This window comes from Larkinella sp. C7, assembly GCF_006149005.1.
GTDB lineage: Bacteria > Bacteroidota > Bacteroidia > Cytophagales > Spirosomataceae > Larkinella.
Genome location: NZ_VBSL01000002.1, coordinates 88,183 through 107,682 on the forward strand (window position 1 = coordinate 88,183; position 19,500 = coordinate 107,682).

Genomic DNA, 19,500 nt, shown 5'->3' on the forward strand with positions numbered 1-19,500 from the left:
GGGTCTTGGGTGAATAGTCAGTAGGAAAGGTCAGGTGGAACTCGCTGTGAGTTGGTTGACAAACTGCATGAAATGTTGCTGTAAACCGTCCCAGTTTTTTTGTTGAATCAATTTAGTATCAAAGATTTGTCCGCCAATACCCAGTCCATCGGCCCCGGCTTTCAGAAAGTCAGTCATGTTGGCGAGACTCACCCCGCCGGTCGGCACCAGCTTGATCTGATTCAACGGACCTTTGACCTCTTTCAGGTATGAATAACCGAGCGAGGCCGCGGGAAAAACCTTGACCATGCTGGCCCCCAGCGACCAGGCTTTGTAAATTTCGGAGGGTGTAAACGCGCCCGGAAAGATAGGGATGTTCCGTGCCACGCACGTCCGGATCACGTTCTCGTTGATAATGGGTGTTACGATAAACTGTGCCCCAGCCGCCAGCGCCCGCTCCAGTTCCGGTTCTGTGCAAACCGTTCCGGCACCGATATTCAGCCCGGCCTGTTCCTGCGCAACGGCATACCGGATCAGGTCTTCGGCACCGGCGGTATTCATCGTTATTTCAATGGTGGTGAGACCGGCGTTCCGGTAAATCGGCAGGATTTGAATCACGTCCTCTACCGCCAGATTTCTGACAATCCCAATGATGGGGGCTTTTTTGAATAAATCCCACGAAAAAAGTGTATGACGCATTCGATGACGGCTTAGACGTTTAGGTTCTGGTTCTGAAACAGAATAACCTGCCCGATGATGGCGGCTTTGTCAATCCGTTCGGCCGCTATGGTGGTCGTTCGTCCGGCTAAGTTCAGGTCTTCGATGGCCTGTTTATAAAAGGGAAACAGGTTGGTTCCACTGCATAAAACCAGTTGCCAATTTTCCTTTTCCTGAAGCGGTTTGAGTTCGGCACCAATCAATAGTCCGCTCAGGTAAAACGCATTTTGCTGCTTCGTCAAATTCCCGAACAACTGATTGGTTCTGACCGTAAACAGTCGGTTCAACAAGGGCGAACCGCCCTCCGAAAGACCGGCTTTGAAAGCCGCCAGATGACTCTCCGAAAAATCATTGAAACCACTGACATCCACGGAATCTTTTAAAATACTGGTGGAAGCCATCAGATTAAAAACCTCACCGGTCATGTACGTTTCAAAATTCAGCAGTTGCCCTCCCTGCACATACATATGCTTGGAGTGTGTGCCCGGAAAGATGAATATGGCTTCGTTAGGGCGGTTTCCTTCCCGGTCGAGGAGGGCGGTTAAGCCAATCAACTGCGTTTCTTCCCCCCGCATCACGTCCTCCTGGCTCTTCACGCCGGAAATCAAAATCAGCTCGTGTGGAAACGCTTCGGTCGCATCGAAGTGGCGAAAACTGGCCTGACTGCCATCCATCGCGAAGGGCAAAGACGCATACGGGATTTCGTCCATTCCTATGGAGGAAGAAGCCATACCCGAAACCGCAACGGGCACCTGATCCAGTTTAATCCCGGCGTTGCTGGCCAGTAAGTCAATCTGTTTTAGCAGCGCATCCCGAAAGAACTGTTCCTTTCCAATGCCGGCCCGCTCCCCAATCGCTTTCCAGTTCGTGTAAATACTGGCGATACCCTGCTGCGAAGTAACTTCTTCGATCAATCGATAATCGGACCGGTTAATGAGTCGCAATCGAAAAAAAGAAGTACCCCAGTCACAACACAATAAATAAGTACTCATTCAATAATCTGTTGGTTAAGATGAAGTTCTTCGTGTGATTTTTAACGAAACAATACAATTTATGAGTGATTTGAATCCGGTTTCAAAAAACCCGAATGGACAAGCTGGCCTACCAATCGACGACGGAGCCGTCCAGCGCATTGTAGGTTTCCGGGTTTTTCCAGTCGTGGCCAATTTTGTCTTTGAGCTGAGCCTCATCGAGTTCGACGCCCAGACCCGGTCCTGACGGAATCAAAACCGTTCCGTCTTTTTCCAGTTTAAACGGTTTTTTCAGATAGCCCTCGCCCAGCGATACCTGCTCCTGCACCAGAAAATTGGGGACGCTCGCGGCCAAATGCAAGCCGACCGCCAGCGAAATGGGTCCCATTGGGTTGTGCGGAGCAATCGGCACGTAGTAGGCTTCGGCCATTCCGGCAATGATCCGCCCTTCCGTAATCCCGCCCGCGTGGCAAAGATCCGGCTGGATGATGCTGGCGGCTCCTTTTTCCAGAATCTCGCGGAATCCCCATTTCGTAAAAATCCGTTCGCCGGTGGCAATCGGCAAATGGGTTCCGCGCGCGATGTCCACCATCGTATCCACGTTCTGCGCCTGACAGGGTTCTTCGATAAACATTGGCTGATACGGTTCCAGCCCCTTAATCAGCACCTTGGCCAGTTGGGGCGAAATGGCGCCGTGAAAGTCGATGGCAATGTCCATTTCCGGCCCACCGGCTTCCCGTAGCGAGGCAAAATTATCGATTGCGTACTTCACAAACTGAGGATTCTCGACAATATTAGCCGGATTTTTCTTGGCAATCCCGGTTTTGATCACCGTGTAGCCTTCTGCCTTTCGTTTTTTCATGTCCTCGGCATTGCTCGCCCGGCCATATATCCGGACGCGGTCGCGGGTGGGTCCGCCGAACAACTCATAAACCGGTACGTTCAGCAGCTTGCCTTTGATGTCCCACAAGGCGTGATCGATCCCGCTCAGGGCGCTCGTCAAAATGGGACCACCCCGGTAAAAAGCGTGTCGGTAAATGGCTTGCCAGTGGTGAATAATGTGCCGGGGGTCTTTACCAATCAGATACGGCTCGACTTCCTTGATGGCGGTTTGGATCGTCAGCGCCCGGCCTTCCAGCAGCGGTTCGCCCAACCCCACCACGCCCACGTCGGTGTGTATTTTCAGGAAAATCCAGCGGGGTTTCACCAGGAATGTTTCCAGTTTGGTGATTTTCACTTTGCCATAATCCCGGAACTGGCCGGGGCTGGAGGCATAGGATGACTGGGGCAAGGCCGTGATCGCGGTGCCCGCTACGCCCAGAACCGACTGGATGGCGGTGCGTCGGGAAATACTCGATTTCTTCATTTTCAGGAATAAGGGAAGGTAGTAGATGCTACACAGAGTTGATCGGAGTACATCAGAGTTTATCAGAGGCAAAAGAGAAAAATAAACCTCTGATAAACTCTGTGTAATAACTCATTTCTTATCCCACCAAACCCGCGTGCTCAAGGTGTTTGGCCCTTGCCGGGCGATGGCGGCATTGACATTTTGCTGGTTGACAATGGTTTCACTGTCGGGGTACGGCATCCGGCGAATGAAGTCCTCGGTTATTTCAGAAGCCGGATAGGGGTTTTTGGATAAAGTCGGAAAGCCGCTTCGGCGGAAATTGGCAAACAATTCGGGGCCGTTCAGGAACGATGACACCCAGTATTGGGTATTGATTAACTCCAGCGCCTTGGCCGTATCGAAGGGATGAGCCGCCAGATACGCCTGTATGGCATCTTCCTTGATGGCGGCTGTGGCGTCGTACGCAGCCATCTGCTCCATGTTCGCCCGAATGCCTTTGGCGTAAAAATCGCCCGCATTCCCCGTTACCCAGCCGCGCACGGCGGCCTCTGCCAGCAGCAGTTGCGTCTGCGAGTGCGTGACGTGAAATTCCGGCGCGTCCAGTTTCAACACCGTGTTCAGGTTGACCTGCGTAAAATCCCAGAGGCTGGCAACGCCGTATTGCGCCAGCACCGCCGGGGTCGAAACCGTCACGTTGTCGTAACCCATCGGCATGCCGATCTGCACTTTCGGATCGGTCGAAGCCCGGGAAGCCACCTGCTCCGGGCCACCTTTCGCGCCCACATACCGGACGGCAATCGAACCCAATCGCGGGTCGTTGTTGGACTTGAGGTAATTCACAAACGGTGCGGTCAGGTAAAAATTGGTTTTTTCACGGGCCTGCAAGTGGTTGGCAATCCAGTTGTTATACAAAGCTGTGTGCCGCATCACCGAGTTATCGTCGTTGGACTGCATCACCCCACCGGCTACGGCTTTGGTCACGTAGGTTTTGGCGGTCGTCGGGTCCACTTTGGTCAGGCGCATGGCCGCCCGCAACATCAGCGAATAGCCGAGTTTCTTCCATTTGGCCACGTTGCCGCCGTATAAAATGTCGGTGGTTTCAATGGCTTTCGTCGCATCCAGGGCCGCCGAGGCTTCGTCCAGTTCTTTCAGGATGTCCTTGTAAATCACTTCCTGCGAGTCGTATTTCGGCGAGGTAATTTCGCTGATGTACCCCTTGGCCGCTTCGGTATACGGAATGTCGCCGTAGGTGTCGGTCAAAATCATAAAGGCATACGCCTTCCAGATCCGGGCCGAGTGGTACAGATTGGTTCGGTTGGCATCTTCTTTTGTTTTCTCCACGACATCGACAATCTGTTTCAGCACGTTCCGGTAGAAATTCTGCCAGACCAGGGGCGTGTTGCTCACGTTGTTCTGGTTGTAGTTCGCCCCGGCCAGCGAGCTGCCGTAGGGCGTGATGATCTGTTGCACAATGCCGAATTCGTAACACAGCATTTGCAGCGTGCCGAAACCGTCGAGGTAAGTCGCGTCGATGATGGCTTTGTTCATCACGAACGACGGCGCCAGCGTCGTGGGATCGACTTTGTTGGTGTTGATTTCGTCGAATTGATCGTCGCAACCGGTGAGCAGACTGAACGTTGTCAGCAAGCCCAGAATGAAGGTAAATTTCGTTTTCATGGTATCTTTCAGGATCGTTCAACGGATTAAAACTTGATGTTCAGGTTGAAACCCATGCTGCGGGTTGGGGGCAGACTCGGCCAGAAATCCAGACCGGTCGCATTATCCGAAGCGTTGTTTACCATCTCCGGGTCCATGTTTTCGGTCCATTTTTTCAAAACCGCCACGTTGTTGGCAACCGCACTCAGGCGAATGCCCTTGATGAAAAATTTCTGCGGCAATAGTTTCGTAAAATCGTAGCCCAGCGTAAGCTGACGGAGTTTCCAGAAACCGGCGTTGTAGATAAAATCCTCGTAAATCCCGAGCACGTTGGGCGTTTCGTAGAACGGCTGAACGGCGGAGCGCGTCGTGTTCACTTCGCCATCCGGGTTCACGCCTTTGCCAATCACATAGCCTTCGGCCCGGCCATCGAGCGTCTTTTTGTGCAGACCGTGGCGGAGGTAATTCATGTTCTGACCGCCGATCATTTTGTGACCTAATTTGAAATCGATCAGGGCGGAAAGCGTTATTCCCCTGTAATTGAAGGTATTGGTAATACCGCCAAAATATTTCGGCAAGGCATTTCCAACGTTCACCGGCGTGTTGTTGCGCAATGGCCGCCCGCTCCCTTTGTCGAACACCTGCCGTCCCTGCGCATCGCGGAGGTAGTTGAAGGTGAACAACTGCCCAATGGGTTTGCCCACCACCTGCCGGAGCGTGCTGCCCCCCGAACCGCCGACGGTGATCATGGTATCGGCTACACCCAACCCCAGCGTCAGCACTTCGGACGTGTTGTAGGCAAAATTGGCGCTCACATCCCAGCGGAATGCGGAAGTATTGATCGGCGTGCCGGTCAGCAACACCTCGATCCCTTTGTTCATGCTTTTCCCGACGTTGATCAGTTTGTTGGTATAAGATGACGCATCCGAAACCTGCGTCGCCAGAATCTGATCTTCGGTTATTTTCCGGTAATAGGTAAAATCAAGGCCCAATCGGTTGTTGAAGAACTTCAGTTCAATACCGCCTTCCGCTTCTGAAACCCGCAGCGGGCGCAGGTTGCGGTTGGGCACCGACGACGCGTTGATGCCCCCCACCGGAACCAGTTGGCCGGAAGGCGTCGGGAAGTTGTTGTTGTTGACGGCATAAAACAGCGCGTTGGAATACGGACTTACATTGTCGTCACCGACCTGCGCATAGGCTGCCCGGATCTTCCCAAACGTCAGCCAGGTGGGCAGGTTGGTAAAGGCTTGCGAAAACACGAAACTACCGGTCACTGAGGGATACAGGATGCTGCGGTTTTCGGGCGAAAGCGTTGAAAACCAGTCATTCCGCGCGGTGGCATTCAAAAACAGATACTCCTTGTAGGAGATGGTCGCAGCCGCATACAGTGAATTAATTTTCCGCTCCGACAAACTGTACAGGGGGTTTTTCACCCGCCCATTCATCACGGTATACAAACCGGGCTGCACAAAATCCTGCACTGCCACGCTGTTGTAGTCCATGCGCACAAACCGCTGGTTGCCACCGAGGGTTACATCGACGCCAATGTTCCCGAATGTGTGGTTTCCGCCCAGAATGAAGTCATAATTTCGTTCCACAAACTTGCGCACATCCTGCGTATACGACCCGTTGACATACCCCGCCGGGGCTTTGGCAATGGGCGCGTAGCCGTTCGGAATGTTGTAATCCTGGTTCCGGGTATACAAATCCTGCGCCAGCCGTCCCTGCAAATACAGCCACTTCGTAAACTGGTATTTCAACGCAACGTTGCCAAAAAGCCGGTCGCGCTTGATGTTTTCAAAATGGTAATTCACTGAATAATAGGGATTGTTCCGCACCAGAAACCGCGAAAACACGAATTCATCGCCATTGGGCAGCACCTGGTTGTTTCTGAGGGCTTCGAACGGCATCGAATTGGCCAGGGTCATGACCACCGTGGGCGTGGCAAAATCCTGGGTGTTGAGCTGCGTCGGGTTGCGGTTGTATTCGTTGGAATAGTTGATGTTCCCGCTGGCAACCAGGTTTTTGTTGATGTTCTGCGAAAAACCCAGGTTGATGGTTTTCCGGTTAAAATCCGAATTGGGCGTAATGGCCTTGTTGTCCGTGTTGGCAAACGAAAGGCTGAAACCGCCATTTTCGGTGTTGTTGGAAACCGTCAGGGTGTTCGTAAAATTGGTTCCGATGTTGTAGAATTGCCGAACGCGATTGCGCACCGGTTCATACGGGTACACTTCGCCGTCGAACAGCACCTGCGTCATGCCCGGCTGGAATTTTTCCCCGAAACTCCAGACACCCGACGTCGGGTTGGGTGTTGTGGGCCGAATACCGCCTTCGCCCTGGCCGTATTCATACTGAAAATCCGTGAAATCCAGGGGTGTGTCGGTCGTAAAATTGGTGTTGTATTCCACGCCGAAGCCCTTGCCAGCCCCCCGGCTTTTGGTTGTGATCATCACCACGCCATCCTTCGCCCGCGACCCGTACAGGGCGGCTGCTGTGGCACCCTTCAAAACCGTCATCGTCTCGATGTCGTCGGGGTTGATACTCGAAAGACCGTCGCCCCCATCCGAACTGTTGGCCGAGCGGTTGCCGAAGTTCCCGCCGAGGGCGTAGTTGGAGTTGTCGACCGGAACGCCGTTGATCACAATCAGCGGGTTGTTCTGTCCACTGAACGACGACTGGCCCCGAATCCGGATTTTGGAACTGCCGCCCGGCCCGGTCGACATGGTCGAGATGTTGACCCCCGCCATTTTGCCCTGCAAACCGGTCATCAGGTTGGGGCTGCGGTTGGTCGAAATCTGGTCGGCGTTGACCGTGGCGGTGGCATAACCCAGCGTTTTCGCTTCCCGTTTGATCCCGAGGGCCGTCACGACGACTTCATTCAGATTTTTGGTATCCTCCACCAGTTGCACGTTGATCACCGAACGGCCGTTGACCGCAACGGTTTGGGTAATGTAGCTGATGTACGAAAAGACCAGCGAAGCATCGGAGGGCGCGTTGATGGCGAAGTTGCCGTCGGCATCGGCCACCGTGCCCACGGTGGTGCCGCTCACCAGCACATTCACGCCGGGAAGCGCCTTGTTGTCGGCACCGGTGACTTTGCCGGTCACACGGTTGTTCTGGGCAAAGGCCAGGGTGTGGGCCAGAACCAGCAGAAATACCAGGATTTTTACAGGTTTTTTCATGTTCAGGAATGGGATAAAGATTTCAAGATGGTTAGACAAAGGCGGTACTCAACTGAATCACCAGTTATGGATGGAGCCATCCGGGGCTTTCAGGATCGGGTGCGGGAACTTCGTATTGGCGGTAACTTCCAGGACAAACGTTGCCTTCTTTGGGTCAAATTTGACGCCCAGCCCCGGTTCGGGATTGAGGTATAATTTGCCGTTTTTAAAATTCACATAGTCTTCGTTAAAGTAAGGTGGCCGCTCGGGTTCGCCCCCGCCCAGTTCCATCAGACAGCGCGTCGGACTGCTCGAACCCAGCACGTGAACCAGCGTGGCCGTGGCTAACGGGCCGGTAAAATGCGGAATCATGCCCACGTAATGGGTTTCACACATCGACGCCAGTTTTTTGAATTCGGAAATACCGCCGGTGTTCGGAACCGTAAACCGGGTGTAGTCGATCAGGTGCTGCTCGATGAAGGTGTTGCTGTCCCAGCGATCGCCAAACTGTTCGCCCACGGCAATGGGCACGTTGGTCATCGCCCGCACGGTTTTGTAGACATCCGGGTTTTCCGACCGGACGATGTCCTCCACAAAATACGGTTCCAGCGATTCCAGCGCCTTGCAGATTTTGATGCCTTCGGTGGTGTCGAACCGGGTGTGCAGATCGACGGCCCATTTACCACCCCCGCCAACAGCTGCGTCGATGCGTTTGCAGAAGTCGATGGTTTTCTTCGCGTTATCGTAAAAATCGAACGGCTCGGAGCCGTTTCCGCCCGTCGGTCCGATTCGGTAGGCCCGCAAGCCGGCCTTGATGCAGTCCTGCGCACGCCCTTCTTCCGTTGTGGCTTTGGACGCCCGGAAACCAGTGGCGTAGCACTCAACGTAATCGCGGGTGGCACCGCCGAGCAGTTCATACACCGGCACACCGAGCGCCTTGCCTTTGAGGTCCCAAAGTGCCATGTCGAGCGCCCCCTGGGCGTGCAGTTTTTCACGGCCCGGCGGGTAAAACATGCCCCGGTACAGGTTCTGCCAGATGTGTTCGATGCGGAACGGGTTTTCGCCAATCATCATCTGCGCACACTGCTCGATCATGTCTTTCGAACCACCTTCACCGATGCCCGTAATACCGCCATCGGTTTCGATCTCGACAATGCCCCGCGCCTGGTTAAACAGCGGTTTGTTGTAGCCGGGAGCCGCATAATACCGGATTTTGGTAATCTTCAGTTTGGGAATGGCCGCTTCACTCAACAAGGGAATTCCGGTCAGAATGGCTCCGGAACCCAGCACCGCAGATTTCAGAAAATGTCTTCGTTGCATACAAAAACGGGAAAAATTAAGGGTAAGGAATAGTTGTTTAAACGATTAAGCAAGTCGCTAAAATGATGAATTATCAGGAAATGACCGCTTTGGGTCGGGACGAATCCCGCGCCATCAGTTGGGCCTCCATTAGAATCTGTCTTTTTTCAGCATGCGGTTCTTTCAATTGATGAATCAAAATTTCAACGGCGGTTTTTCCCAACTCCTCCATCGGTTGCAGGACGTAAGTAATCGGGCAATAGTACAGATCAAACACTTCGGCCTGACCAAAACTGACGATGGCCAGATCATCCGGGACCTTCAATCCCAGCGCGTTAATGTATTTCAAACCGGTGATGGCCAGCCGGTAAGTCGCAAAAATCAGGGCATCCACCGGAAACGCCGATGCCAGCATCTCGTCGATGCCCACTTTGATTTCCTCGTCGATCGTATCGAACCCCACCTCTTTCAGCCATGCCGGATGAAAGGAAATCCCATTTTCCACCAGCGACTCCCGATAGCCCCGGATTCGCTCCTGCATGTGAAAAAGTTGTGATTTATAGGCAATGAGCCCAATGTTTTTATAACCGCTCTGAATCAAATGAACGCCCGCGTCGAAGGCGGCTTTATAACTGTTCAGGGAAACAAAATGCGTAGGAATGTCGGGGAAGTGCCGGTCCAACAAGACGAAAGCAACGTTTTTCTCAATCAGGTACTCAATCTGCTCTTCCGAATTTTCCGACGAGACGATGATAAAACCGTCAACCTGCCGGTTTAGAAAAACCGTGATCAGATCCCAGGACTTCTCCGCTTTTTCATCCGAACTGCCGATGATAACCGTATAGCCGTTTTTTTTCGCTTCATCTTCCACAATGCGGGCGATGTTGGCAAAAAACGGGTTCGATATATCGGCAATAATCAACCCAATCGTCTGGGTTTTTCCGCTCCGCAAACTTTTTGCCAGGTAATTCGGCTGGTAATTCAGCTCTTTGGCAATCTGTTTGATTTTAACGGCGATCTCATGCCCGACCCGGCTTTCTTTTTCCTTTCCATTCAGAACATACGAAACCAGTGCGGTTGAAACCTGCGCTTTCTCAGCAATGTCTTTCAGGGAAACTTTCTTCTTGTTCATGAGGAGCAGTCAGGCGCTTCAAATGTATGTTTAATCGATTAAACAAAAAACAAAATGGTATATTTTTTTTATTTAGTTTTGTTATTTGAATTTAATCGCGTGAGTCGTCTCTGAAAATACAAATCTGACCACTATGAACTAACTTTACCCTGACGACCCTTAACCTTAATTTTTGATGACGGACGATAAACCGGACGACCCGACCCCACCGGACGATGGTACTTTTTTTGAGATGAGTGACCGCCGGTTGTTTTTGAAACAGTCGCTGGCGGTGGCCGGCCTGACCCTTACTCCCTTCCCGTTTCTGAAAACCGCCGAACCGGATTCGGATGAAACTCCCGTCGGAAATGCCGAAAAAGTGCGTTTTACCCTCTCGGTCAACGGCAAAAAACAACAGCTTTCTACCGATCCGCGAACCACTCTGCTCGACTTGCTGCGTGAACAACTGGGATTGACCGGCACCAAGAAAGGGTGCGATTTCGGCCAGTGTGGAGCCTGTACCGTCCATGTCGACGGGCAGCGGGTGCTGGCCTGCCTGAGCTTTGCGGTTATGCAGAACGGGCGGAAAATAACCACCATCGAAGGGCTGGCAAAAGGCGACCGTTTACACCCGATGCAGGAAGCGTTCATCAAACACGACGGTTTTCAATGTGGCTATTGCACCCCCGGCCAACTGATGTCGGCGGTGAGTTGTATTCGCGAGGGGTGCGCCAATTCCGAAGCCGACATTCAGGAATACATGAGTGGCAACCTCTGCCGGTGCGGTGCTTATCCCAACATTGTGAAAGCCATTCTGGACGTTAAGACCGGTGGGCAAAACGCATGAAACCATTCGAATACGTCCGCCCTTCAACCCTTCAGGAAGCCATTGATCTGGTAGTTTCCAACCCGAAAGCGCAGTTTATTGCCGGGGGCACCAACCTCATCGACCTGATGAAACACGGCATTGCGGCTCCGGAAAAACTAGTCGATATCAACCACTTACCGCTGAAAAAGATCGAAAAGCGGGACGGTTTTCTCCGAATTGGGGCACTGGTACTGAACAGCGAGGTCGCCAGCCACAAGCGGGTTCTAGACAAGCATCCGCTGCTGGTGCAAGCCCTTCATGCCGGAGCCTCGGGCCAGTTGCGCAACATGGCGACGGTGGGCGGCAACCTGCTCCAGCGAACCCGTTGCCCCTATTTTTACGACCGCGCATTCCCTTGCAATAAACGGGTTCCCGGTTCGGGCTGTGGTGCTTTGGGAGGCATCAACCGGATGCACGCCATCTTTGGAGTTCCCGTAAAACCTAATCCCAGGAGCTGCATCGCCGTTCACCCCAGCGATCTGAGTGTGGCGTTGTCGGCGCTGGAAGCAACGGTTTGGGTGCTGGGTCCCCGGGGAGAACGTCAAATTCCGATGGCTGATTTTCACCGATTACCAAACAACCGACCCGAGCAGGATACAACCCTGTCGAACGGTGAACTGATCACGGCGGTGGAAATTCCCGATGCAGTTTTCCCGAAACACGTCCATTATCTCAAGGTGCGCGACCGGGCTTCCTACGCCTTCGCGCTGGTTTCGGTGGCAGCCGCGCTCGACATCGACCAAAACCGGATCAAAACCGCCCGACTGGCGATGGGGGGCGTAGCGCACAAACCCTGGCGGTTGTTCGAAGCCGAAAAAATGCTGACGGGGCAGGTGGCTTCCGAAACGGTTTTTCGCCAGGCCGCCGAAGTCGCCATGCAGGGCGCGCGGGCGTTTGAACACAATGCCTACAAACTGAGCGTAGCACCGAACGTTATTGTCCAGGCGTTAAAAATAGCCGCCGGTCTTTCCTGATCCATTCTATGGCAAACACTCAACTCCCTCCTGCCGACCCGGAACCTTCGCTCAACCGCGTCGATGGCCGGTTAAAAGTAACGGGAGCGGCCACCTATTCCGCCGAATACCCGATCGACAACCTGGCACACGCGGTGCTGATTACCAGCACCATCGCCAAAGGCCGCATAACAACCATCAACGCCAAACCGGCGGAAGCAGCGCCGGGCGTTCTGGCCGTCATCAGCCACCGGAACACCCCCGGTGTACCCGCTTACCCACCCGTCAAACAACCCGCCGAACGGGCTCCGGTCGGCACGGCTTTTCGGGTGTTTTACGATGAATTGATCTATTTCAGCGGCCAGCCCGTTGCCCTGGTGGTGGCCCAAACGCTGGAGCAGGCCCAACAGGCGGCTTCGCTGGTGGAGATTGATTACCAGACTGAAACCCACCAGACCGACTTTGTCGCCAATCGGTCCAAAGCCGCCATCGCGGCTAATGTGCAACGGAACAAAACGTCCCCGTTCCAGGATTACGACCGGGGTGATCCCGACGCCATGCCATCGGCGGAAGTTAAAATGGAAGCCACTTACACCATTCCCACCCAGCACCACCAGCCGCTGGAGCCCCACGCCATTATTGCAGTCTGGGAAGCGGATGATAAACTGACGGTTTACGATAAGAATCAGGGGGTTAAATCGGCGCAGGGCAATCTGGCGCAGGCGTTTAAACTGCCCCGCGAAAATGTTAAAGTCAACGCACAGTTTATCGGCGGTGCCTTTGGTTCGGGCATCCGGGTCTGGCCCCACACGGTTGCGGCCGTGCTGGCGGCCAAACAGGTCAGACGACCGGTCAAACTGGTTCTGGGCCGCGAACTGATGTTTACCTCGGTGGGATACCGGCCTTTTACCGAACAAAAAATTGCGATGGGTGCCACCAAAACCGGCATCCTGACGGCGATTAGGCACGAAGGGATCGGGCAGACTTCGGCCTACGAAGAACACCTGGAACGCACAATCCTGGCCACGCGGGCGATGTATGCCTGCCTCAATGTGTCTACGCGCTACCGGCTGCTCAACCTCGATGTGAACACGCCCACCTGGATGCGCGGCCCCGGCGACGCCACGGGGATGTTTGCCCTGGAATCGGCGCTCGACGAGCTGGCATTTGCCCTCCAACTCGACCCGCTGGAACTGCGGCTGCGCAACCACGCCGATGCCGACCCCGAACGAAACCTGCCGTGGTCGGCCAAATCGCTGAAGGAATGTTATCGCATGGGGTCGGAGCAGTTTGGCTGGAAAAACCGGAAGCCGGAACCCCGTTCGATGCAGGTCGATGGGATGCTGGTTGGCTACGGTATGGCGTCCAGCCTTTACGGTTTTCACCGCCATCCTTCCAAAGCCAAAGCGATGATGCAAGCCGACGGTTCGGTGGTGGTGCAGAGCGCGACGATGGACATTGGCCCCGGAACCGGTACGGCCATGACGCAGATTGCGGCCCGGATTCTGGGCGTCAGTCCCCAAAAAGTCCGCTTCGATCTGGGCGATTCCAGTTTACCCGATGCCCCCGGCCAGAATGGGTCGGCCACCATTCCCAGCGTGGGTTCAGCCGTTCACGATGCCTGCAAAGCCCTGAAAAACAAGCTCCTGATTTTGGGAGCGTCCATGCCCGGCTCCATCCTGAGCAGTGCCTGGCCCGACGAAATAGTCATCAGGAATGGCCGGATTTATCCGACTGCCGAGTCCAGATCGAGCGTCTCCTACACGGATATTCTGAAGTATCACAAGCTGCCCCAGGTGGAAATGACGGAAGAATCGAAATCGGGGCCGGAGCGGGATCAGTATTCCATGTATTCATTTGGCTGTCATTTCGTGGAGGTTCAGGTGAGTCCGGTCACGGGTGAGGTGCGCGTCAAACGGGTGGTAACCTGCGCCGATGTCGGTAAAATCATCAACTACAAAACCGCCCGCAGCCAGTCCATCGGGGGGGTTGTGGGCGGGATCGGCATGGCATTGATGGAAGAATCCGTGATGGATCACCGGTATGGCCGCTACGTAACCAGCGATTTTGCCAGCTACCACATCCCGGTTCACGCCGACATTCCGCAAATCGAGGTGTTTTTTGTGGATCAGCCCGATGTCCACGTCAACCCGATCGGTGCCAAGGGCCTGGGCGAAATCGCCATCGTCGGCGTGGCGGCTGCGGTCGCCAATGCGGTTTTTCACGCTACGGGGAAACGGGTTCGGGAACTGCCGATTACGGTGGACAAGCTGGTTTGAAACGGCAAAAAGCTAGCCAAGAATCAGATTCAACGCCATCACCCCCGCCAAACCCGTGATCGACACCAGCGTTTCCATCACCGACCAGGTTTTGAGCGTATCGGCCATCGACAACTGGAAGTATTCGCGAAACAGCCAGAAACCGGTGTCGTTGACGTGCGAAAACATCATGCTGCCAGCGCCGATACTCAGCACCATCAGGTTCGGTTCCACGCCCGTAGCCGCCAGCATGGGCGCGACAAAACCAGCGGTCGTAATGCCCGAAACCGTTGACGAGCCGGTGCAAACCCGGATCAGGGCGGCCATTCCCCAGGCCAGAACGAACGGATGCAGGGTCGAATCTTCCATCATTTCGGCAATGGACTGGCTCACCCCGCCGTCGGTCAACACCTGTTTCAGGGCCCCGGCCCCACCGAAAATCAGGAAAAGCATGGCCACATCCTTGACCGCTTCGCCAAACAGCCCGGTCACTTCCGGCATGGTTTTCCCCCGCCGAAGCCCCAGCGTATAGGTCGCCACCAGCACCGACAGGAACATGCTCACCACTGGCTCGCCCACAAACCCAATCACCTGCTGAACCAGCGAACCTTCCGGTAACAACGGATTCAGAAAGGTACTGAGGCCAATCAATAAAATTGGCAGCAAAACCGTCAGGAAACTGGTGGTGGCCGAGGGCATTTCGTCTTCGCTCAGGTCGGGCGCAATGAAGGCCGGATTGGCCGGAGTCGTGAAGCGTTTCAGGGTCGAGCCAAACAGGGCGCCGGAAATCAAAATGGCCGGAATCGAGACAATGATGCCATAAAACAGCGTTAGTCCCATGTCGGCGTTGAATTGTTTCAGAATTGCCAGTGGCGCCGGGTGGGGCGGCAGGTAGCCCTGCGTTACCGATAGCGACGCCAGCATGGGCAGGCCGATGTAGAGCGCGGGGAGTTTATAGCGGTACGAAACCGTGATGACCAGCGGAGCCAGCAGCAGAAATCCGACGGAATAAAACAACGGCAGCCCGACAATGAAACCGGTTACCAGAAAAGCCCAGCGGGCGTGGCGCGTACCGACCAGATCCATGAGTTTGACGGCAATTCGCTGGGCGGCCCCGCTTTGGGCCACCAGCTTGCCGAGCATCGCCCCCAGGGCAATGATGGCGGTGATGGAACCGAGCGTGCCGCCGATGCCTTTCTGAATCGAATCCAGAATTTCCAGCGGTTTTTGGCCCAGGGCCAGGCCGACGCCCAATGAAACCGCCAGAAAGGCCAGGAAGGTATGCAGGCGGACAAACGAGATAAGCGCAATGAGGGCAAGAATGCCAAGGATGGTTATGGTCAGGAGCATGACCAAACTTAGGAAATATTACGATTCTACCGAAACGTTCGGGCGAAGAATCAGCCCGGAGGCTACGTGACGGGCTTGTAACACATGCCGCTGCTCGTGTGCGATCAGAAACCGGAAGGTGTCGCCCACCGAAAGCCGGATGAACCGGGCAATGGAAATGGGGATGCGGAGTTTCTGAATGTTCACCTGTTTGGCGCGTTCCAACAGCTCAAGCAGGGCATGTTGCTGTTCGAGAAAAACCGCTAAAACTGCCGACGCATTCAGGTTCGAAACGGGCGTGTGTTCCTTGACGGCTTTCATTTTCAACCCAATCGAACCGTCGGCTTTGGGCTGCATCGAATTGGCGAAGTAGTTGCCGAGCCAGCCGCTCCGAAACGTCGAAATGGCCCGAATCGACTCGGTTTCGCCTTTCAAAACGGCGGCTTCGAGCTGCGGCAGGTAGTAATGCCCGTAACTGTTCAGGTGCTCCAGGCACTGCGCAATGCTCCACCGATCCGGAGCCGGTTGACGGTTTAACTCATCGACTGACAGCGGACTGAATTCTGTTAGGACCAGTTCGACGAGCGTTTGCGTTTCGCGGGTTAACTGATCGAGCAAGTCACTGGGTTGAAAAACGGGCATGGCTACGGGCGTTTATACGGACAAACCTACGACGGTTTCTACCGAAAAATGTTGGCGCAGACCAAGATTTTCAACCCCCGCTACAATTTGACGGAGGCCAGTAATTTGCTGAATGTGGTGGGGTCCAGACCGAGGTATGACGCCAGATACTTGTGCGGAATCAGTTGCAGGACGTGCGGACTACGGGTCAACAACACCCGAAATTTCTCCTCGGCACTGAACGTCATCAGTTCGATATACCGCTCCATCAGACCCGACATCGCAGCCGCCGTACCGATGCGTCCCCAGCGTTCCAGCGCCGGATAGGTGCCAAGAACCCGGTTAAAATCGGCATACGAAATCCGCAACAACCGGCTGGTAGTCAGGGTTTCAAGGTAATACAACGACGGTTTTTGCAATTGAAACGAGTCGATAATGCCCGACATCGAGCCGGTATACGAAAAAATCAGCGTAGCATCCCGTTTCCCTTCTCCCACATAATACGCCCGCTGAACGCCATCGATCACGTAATACAGGTAGCGTTCGATGTCGCCCGCGGTGGTCAGCGTGGTTTTCCGCCGGTAGTCGACCGGATGCCAGCAGGCCGCAAAAGCTTCCCACTCCACGTCACTCAGTTCACCGGCCTGAAAAATCATTTTTTTCAGGCTTTCCAGCGATTTCTCCCGTTCATTCATGTTTGTAATCAACCGGTTTTGCTACCAGCAACTCCGGCCGTAAATGTACAAAAAGGTCGTAGTATACTTGAACGCATAATTTAATCCCGTGATGGTTGTTGGATTATGGATGGTTGCCTGAACCAAATTTCTCGCCAAATCCTTATTGATGTAACAACATCAAATGGTTGGCGGGAGTCGTTCGATTCCCCGGAATGTGCGATCATCGTGTTTTTTATAACTACCGAAGAAAATGAAAGTTGAAATCTGGTCGGACGTCATGTGTCCGTTTTGCTACATCGGAAAACGCAAATTTGAAGCCGCTCTGGAGCAGTTTGATCAAAAAGAGTCGATTGAGGTGGTCTGGAAAAGCTTTCAGCTTAACCCGGCTCAGGAGACCAACCCGGACAAAAGCATTACCGAATACCTGGCCGAAGCCAAAGGCTGGACGCTCGGCTATGCCAAACAAATGAATGATTATGTGACCAACATGGCCGCTGAAGTCGGGCTTCACTACGACTTCGATAAAGCCGTGGTCGCCAATTCTTTCGACGCCCACCGGGTGGTGCAGCTTGCCAAAACCCAGGGCAAGGGCGACGATATGGAAGAACGCCTGTTCAAAGCGTATTTTACCGAAGGACTCAATACCGCTGATCATGACACCCTGTTGCAACTTGGAACCGACATCGGTTTGGCGGCTCCTGAAGTCGAACAGGTGCTGGCATCCGATCAGTTTGCGGCCGATGTGAAAGCGGACATTCGGGAAGCGCGGCAGGTAGGTGTTACCGGCGTTCCTTTTTTTGTCTTCAACCAGAAATACGCCGTTTCCGGTGCGCAGGCACCCGAGACGTTTCTGGGTGCGCTCATCAAGTCGTACGGTGAATGGAAAGACGTTAACCCGCTGGCCGAAGCGGAAACCATTGCCGGTCCGGTCTGTATACCGGATGGGAATTGTGACTAATTTTGCCATAAAATAGCCACCATGATGCCACATTCGTCCGATAGCTCCTACGCCCGCGAACCGTTTTTCAACACGCGGCTCATCATCAACACCCTGTTGGTTCTGGCCAACAGTGCGCTACTGCTGTTTGTGATCAAATGGGCGGATGTGGTTCACTGGCCGTATTTTCTGGCGGCTGTCAGTGCCGCCATCATCGGTTTTCTGGAGCCCCGAAAAGGCTGGTTTTTAGCGGTTTTACAAGCTGCTTTTCTCTGGATTGGCTACACGTTTTTTACGGCTACTCCCGATAACGGAGGAAAACACGAACTGGAGCTTTTCTGCCTCTATGGTTCTATCTTCCTTACCTTTCTGGGAAGTTTTGTAGGCGGTATTTTGAAACGGGCGGTCGGTAAATGATCGGGGGGGCTTGGTTCGTTGTTCAACATTCGGTGTTTGTTATTCTTTGTTCATTATTCAATGTTCGTTATTCAATATTCGATATTTCTTAACTTTTAAAAATTGAATAGCGAACACCGAATATTGAATAACGAATAATGAACAAAGAATAACAAACACTGAACGCTGCTACTTCAATGGCTGCGGCTTCACCCCTTCCACCGTAATTTTCACCGGTTTAATCAATCCCTTCGCATCAAATTCCATGATATCGATGCAGGTTTCGCGGTGGTTGCCGTCGGTTTCCGTCAGCGGACGGCGGTGATACACGATGTACCATTGATCTTTTCCCGGCACCTGGATCACCGAATGATGCCCTGCGCCGGTTGCCACGCCGGGGTCCTGCTTGAGAATTTTATCGATCCGTTCGAAAGGACCAAACGGTGAATCCGCCATGGCGTAGGCAACGGAATAGTTGGGGCCGGTCCAGCCACCTTCCGACCACATAAAGTAATATTTTCCGTTGCGAATGAACATGAAAGGCCCTTCCACGTAGCCTTTGGGCGTAATTTCCTTAAACGTCGTACCATCGGCAAATGGCACAAAACCGGTGAAATCGTCTTTCAGTTTGGCGATGTTGCAGTGCCGCCAGCCGCCGTAAATCATGTAATACTGACCGTCTTTATCCTTGAAGACAAACTGGTCGATGGGCTGCGCCCCGTTGATAATCTTGTCGATCAGTGGTTTACCCAAATAATCCTTGAATGGCCCGGCCGGATTGTCGGCCACCGCCACGCCAATCCCGCCCACGTCTTTCTGATCATTTTGAATGTCATTGGCCCCGAAAAACAGGTAATACTTGCCGCCTTTTTCAACGATGGCCGGTGCCCACATCGCCCGCCAGGCCCATTTGATGGCCGTGGTGTCGATAATCCGGCTGTGTTTTGTCCAGGTCACCAGGTCAGGTGACGAAAAGGCGTCCATGAAAACCTGCTGGTTATACGGTGCCGAATAGGTCGGATAAATCCAGTATTTGTTCCCCAGGATAATGCCTTCGGGATCGGCATACCAGCCCGGAAATACCGGATTACCAGACGTCAGTTTTTTCGCGGCATTGGGTTGAGAAGCTGTTGTGGTTTGCGAAAAAACCGGAAAGAATGAATAAACGAAGGCGATAAGCAGAAAATAACGTTTCATCAGATTGGGAAAGTTAAATCAA

Annotated in this window: 16 protein-coding genes; 5 read left to right on the forward strand and 11 right to left on the reverse strand. The window is 53.7% G+C overall.

Going from position 1 to position 19,500, the window contains the following annotated elements; translation table 11 throughout:
- Nucleotides 1-30: 30 nt before the first annotated feature.
- The 7 genes from FH871_RS05465 to FH871_RS05495 all read right to left on the reverse strand — a co-directional run bounded on the left by FH871_RS05465 (nucleotide 31) and on the right by FH871_RS05495 (nucleotide 10,263).
- On the reverse strand, nucleotides 31-678 hold the full coding sequence (locus tag FH871_RS05465) for a bifunctional 4-hydroxy-2-oxoglutarate aldolase/2-dehydro-3-deoxy-phosphogluconate aldolase (protein ID WP_138990344.1): 648 nt from the start codon (nucleotides 676-678) through the stop codon (nucleotides 31-33).
- 11 nt (nucleotides 679-689) lie between these two features.
- Nucleotides 690-1,688, reverse strand: a complete 999-nt coding sequence (locus FH871_RS05470) for a 2-dehydro-3-deoxygalactonokinase (RefSeq protein ID WP_138990345.1) — start codon at nucleotides 1,686-1,688, stop codon at nucleotides 690-692.
- A 109-nt stretch (nucleotides 1,689-1,797) separates the two neighbouring features.
- Nucleotides 1,798-3,033 (reverse strand): galactonate dehydratase, encoded by a 1,236-nt coding sequence (dgoD, locus tag FH871_RS05475; protein ID WP_138990346.1) that lies wholly within the window; start codon nucleotides 3,031-3,033, stop codon nucleotides 1,798-1,800.
- A 111-nt stretch (nucleotides 3,034-3,144) separates the two neighbouring features.
- A complete protein-coding gene (locus FH871_RS05480) occupies nucleotides 3,145-4,692 on the reverse strand; it encodes a SusD/RagB family nutrient-binding outer membrane lipoprotein (protein ID WP_138990347.1) in 1,548 nt (515 codons plus the stop codon).
- Between the two features lie 26 nt (nucleotides 4,693-4,718).
- The gene (locus FH871_RS05485; RefSeq protein ID WP_138990348.1) at nucleotides 4,719-7,853 is read right to left on the reverse strand and encodes a SusC/RagA family TonB-linked outer membrane protein; all 3,135 of its coding nucleotides are present in this window, start codon (nucleotides 7,851-7,853) and stop codon (nucleotides 4,719-4,721) included.
- Nucleotides 7,854-7,910: 57 nt separating this feature from the next.
- Nucleotides 7,911-9,152: a mandelate racemase/muconate lactonizing enzyme family protein gene (locus FH871_RS05490; protein ID WP_138990349.1), complete on the reverse strand. Its 1,242-nt coding sequence runs from the start codon at nucleotides 9,150-9,152 to the stop codon at nucleotides 7,911-7,913.
- A 73-nt stretch (nucleotides 9,153-9,225) separates the two neighbouring features.
- Nucleotides 9,226-10,263 (reverse strand): LacI family DNA-binding transcriptional regulator, encoded by a 1,038-nt coding sequence (locus FH871_RS05495; protein WP_138990350.1) that lies wholly within the window; start codon nucleotides 10,261-10,263, stop codon nucleotides 9,226-9,228.
- Nucleotides 10,264-10,438: 175 nt separating this feature from the next.
- Between FH871_RS05495 and FH871_RS05500 the strand changes: the two genes are divergently transcribed.
- From FH871_RS05500 to FH871_RS05510, 3 genes are read left to right on the forward strand one after another with little or no spacing between them, the layout of a single operon-like run.
- Nucleotides 10,439-11,089 (forward strand): (2Fe-2S)-binding protein, encoded by a 651-nt coding sequence (locus tag FH871_RS05500; RefSeq protein ID WP_138990351.1) that lies wholly within the window; start codon nucleotides 10,439-10,441, stop codon nucleotides 11,087-11,089.
- Nucleotides 11,086-12,084, forward strand: a complete 999-nt coding sequence (locus FH871_RS05505; protein WP_138990352.1) for a xanthine dehydrogenase family protein subunit M — start codon at nucleotides 11,086-11,088, stop codon at nucleotides 12,082-12,084. The genes FH871_RS05500 and FH871_RS05505 overlap by 4 nt, the downstream gene beginning before the upstream one ends.
- Before the next feature lie 8 nt (nucleotides 12,085-12,092).
- On the forward strand, nucleotides 12,093-14,342 hold the full coding sequence (locus tag FH871_RS05510) for a xanthine dehydrogenase family protein molybdopterin-binding subunit (RefSeq protein WP_138990353.1): 2,250 nt from the start codon (nucleotides 12,093-12,095) through the stop codon (nucleotides 14,340-14,342).
- A 12-nt stretch (nucleotides 14,343-14,354) separates the two neighbouring features.
- On the opposite strand, the gene FH871_RS05515 is transcribed toward FH871_RS05510, so the two are convergent.
- The 3 genes from FH871_RS05515 to FH871_RS05525 all read right to left on the reverse strand — a co-directional run bounded on the left by FH871_RS05515 (nucleotide 14,355) and on the right by FH871_RS05525 (nucleotide 16,966).
- Nucleotides 14,355-15,671, reverse strand: a complete 1,317-nt coding sequence (locus FH871_RS05515) for a gluconate:H+ symporter (protein ID WP_138990354.1) — start codon at nucleotides 15,669-15,671, stop codon at nucleotides 14,355-14,357.
- An 18-nt stretch (nucleotides 15,672-15,689) separates the two neighbouring features.
- Nucleotides 15,690-16,292, reverse strand: a complete 603-nt coding sequence (locus FH871_RS05520) for a DinB family protein (protein ID WP_138990355.1) — start codon at nucleotides 16,290-16,292, stop codon at nucleotides 15,690-15,692.
- Between the two features lie 80 nt (nucleotides 16,293-16,372).
- Nucleotides 16,373-16,966 carry a Crp/Fnr family transcriptional regulator gene (locus FH871_RS05525; RefSeq protein WP_138990356.1) on the reverse strand — a complete coding sequence of 198 codons (594 nt, stop codon included), beginning with the start codon at nucleotides 16,964-16,966 and terminating at the stop codon, nucleotides 16,373-16,375.
- Nucleotides 16,967-17,198: 232 nt separating this feature from the next.
- Between FH871_RS05525 and FH871_RS05530 the strand changes: the two genes are divergently transcribed.
- Together FH871_RS05530 and FH871_RS05535 are read left to right on the forward strand one after the other, a co-directional pair.
- The gene (locus tag FH871_RS05530) at nucleotides 17,199-17,906 is read left to right on the forward strand and encodes a DsbA family protein (protein ID WP_138990357.1); all 708 of its coding nucleotides are present in this window, start codon (nucleotides 17,199-17,201) and stop codon (nucleotides 17,904-17,906) included.
- Nucleotides 17,907-17,927: 21 nt separating this feature from the next.
- The gene (locus FH871_RS05535; RefSeq protein ID WP_229317080.1) at nucleotides 17,928-18,302 is read left to right on the forward strand and encodes a hypothetical protein; all 375 of its coding nucleotides are present in this window, start codon (nucleotides 17,928-17,930) and stop codon (nucleotides 18,300-18,302) included.
- A 168-nt stretch (nucleotides 18,303-18,470) separates the two neighbouring features.
- Here the strand turns inward: FH871_RS05535 and FH871_RS05540 are convergent, their stop codons facing one another.
- A complete protein-coding gene (locus FH871_RS05540) occupies nucleotides 18,471-19,478 on the reverse strand; it encodes a glycoside hydrolase family 43 protein (protein WP_138990358.1) in 1,008 nt (335 codons plus the stop codon).
- Nucleotides 19,479-19,500 lie beyond the last annotated feature (22 nt).

What these genes read in the sequence shown, in the direction of transcription:
- FH871_RS05465 (WP_138990344.1), bottom strand. Translation starts at nt 678, where the DNA reads ATGCGTCATACACTTTTTTCGTGGGATTTATTCAAAAAAGCCCCCATC.
- FH871_RS05470 (WP_138990345.1), bottom strand. Translation starts at nt 1,688, where the DNA reads ATGAGTACTTATTTATTGTGTTGTGACTGGGGTACTTCTTTTTTTCGA.
- dgoD (WP_138990346.1), bottom strand. Translation starts at nt 3,033, where the DNA reads ATGAAGAAATCGAGTATTTCCCGACGCACCGCCATCCAGTCGGTTCTG.
- FH871_RS05480 (WP_138990347.1), bottom strand. Translation starts at nt 4,692, where the DNA reads ATGAAAACGAAATTTACCTTCATTCTGGGCTTGCTGACAACGTTCAGT.
- FH871_RS05485 (WP_138990348.1), bottom strand. Translation starts at nt 7,853, where the DNA reads ATGAAAAAACCTGTAAAAATCCTGGTATTTCTGCTGGTTCTGGCCCAC.
- FH871_RS05490 (WP_138990349.1), bottom strand. Translation starts at nt 9,152, where the DNA reads ATGCAACGAAGACATTTTCTGAAATCTGCGGTGCTGGGTTCCGGAGCC.
- FH871_RS05495 (WP_138990350.1), bottom strand. Translation starts at nt 10,263, where the DNA reads ATGAACAAGAAGAAAGTTTCCCTGAAAGACATTGCTGAGAAAGCGCAG.
- FH871_RS05500 (WP_138990351.1), top strand. Translation starts at nt 10,439, where the DNA reads ATGACGGACGATAAACCGGACGACCCGACCCCACCGGACGATGGTACT.
- FH871_RS05505 (WP_138990352.1), top strand. Translation starts at nt 11,086, where the DNA reads ATGAAACCATTCGAATACGTCCGCCCTTCAACCCTTCAGGAAGCCATT.
- FH871_RS05510 (WP_138990353.1), top strand. Translation starts at nt 12,093, where the DNA reads ATGGCAAACACTCAACTCCCTCCTGCCGACCCGGAACCTTCGCTCAAC.
- FH871_RS05515 (WP_138990354.1), bottom strand. Translation starts at nt 15,671, where the DNA reads ATGCTCCTGACCATAACCATCCTTGGCATTCTTGCCCTCATTGCGCTT.
- FH871_RS05520 (WP_138990355.1), bottom strand. Translation starts at nt 16,292, where the DNA reads ATGCCCGTTTTTCAACCCAGTGACTTGCTCGATCAGTTAACCCGCGAA.
- FH871_RS05525 (WP_138990356.1), bottom strand. Translation starts at nt 16,966, where the DNA reads ATGAATGAACGGGAGAAATCGCTGGAAAGCCTGAAAAAAATGATTTTT.
- FH871_RS05530 (WP_138990357.1), top strand. Translation starts at nt 17,199, where the DNA reads ATGAAAGTTGAAATCTGGTCGGACGTCATGTGTCCGTTTTGCTACATC.
- FH871_RS05535 (WP_229317080.1), top strand. Translation starts at nt 17,928, where the DNA reads ATGATGCCACATTCGTCCGATAGCTCCTACGCCCGCGAACCGTTTTTC.
- FH871_RS05540 (WP_138990358.1), bottom strand. Translation starts at nt 19,478, where the DNA reads ATGAAACGTTATTTTCTGCTTATCGCCTTCGTTTATTCATTCTTTCCG.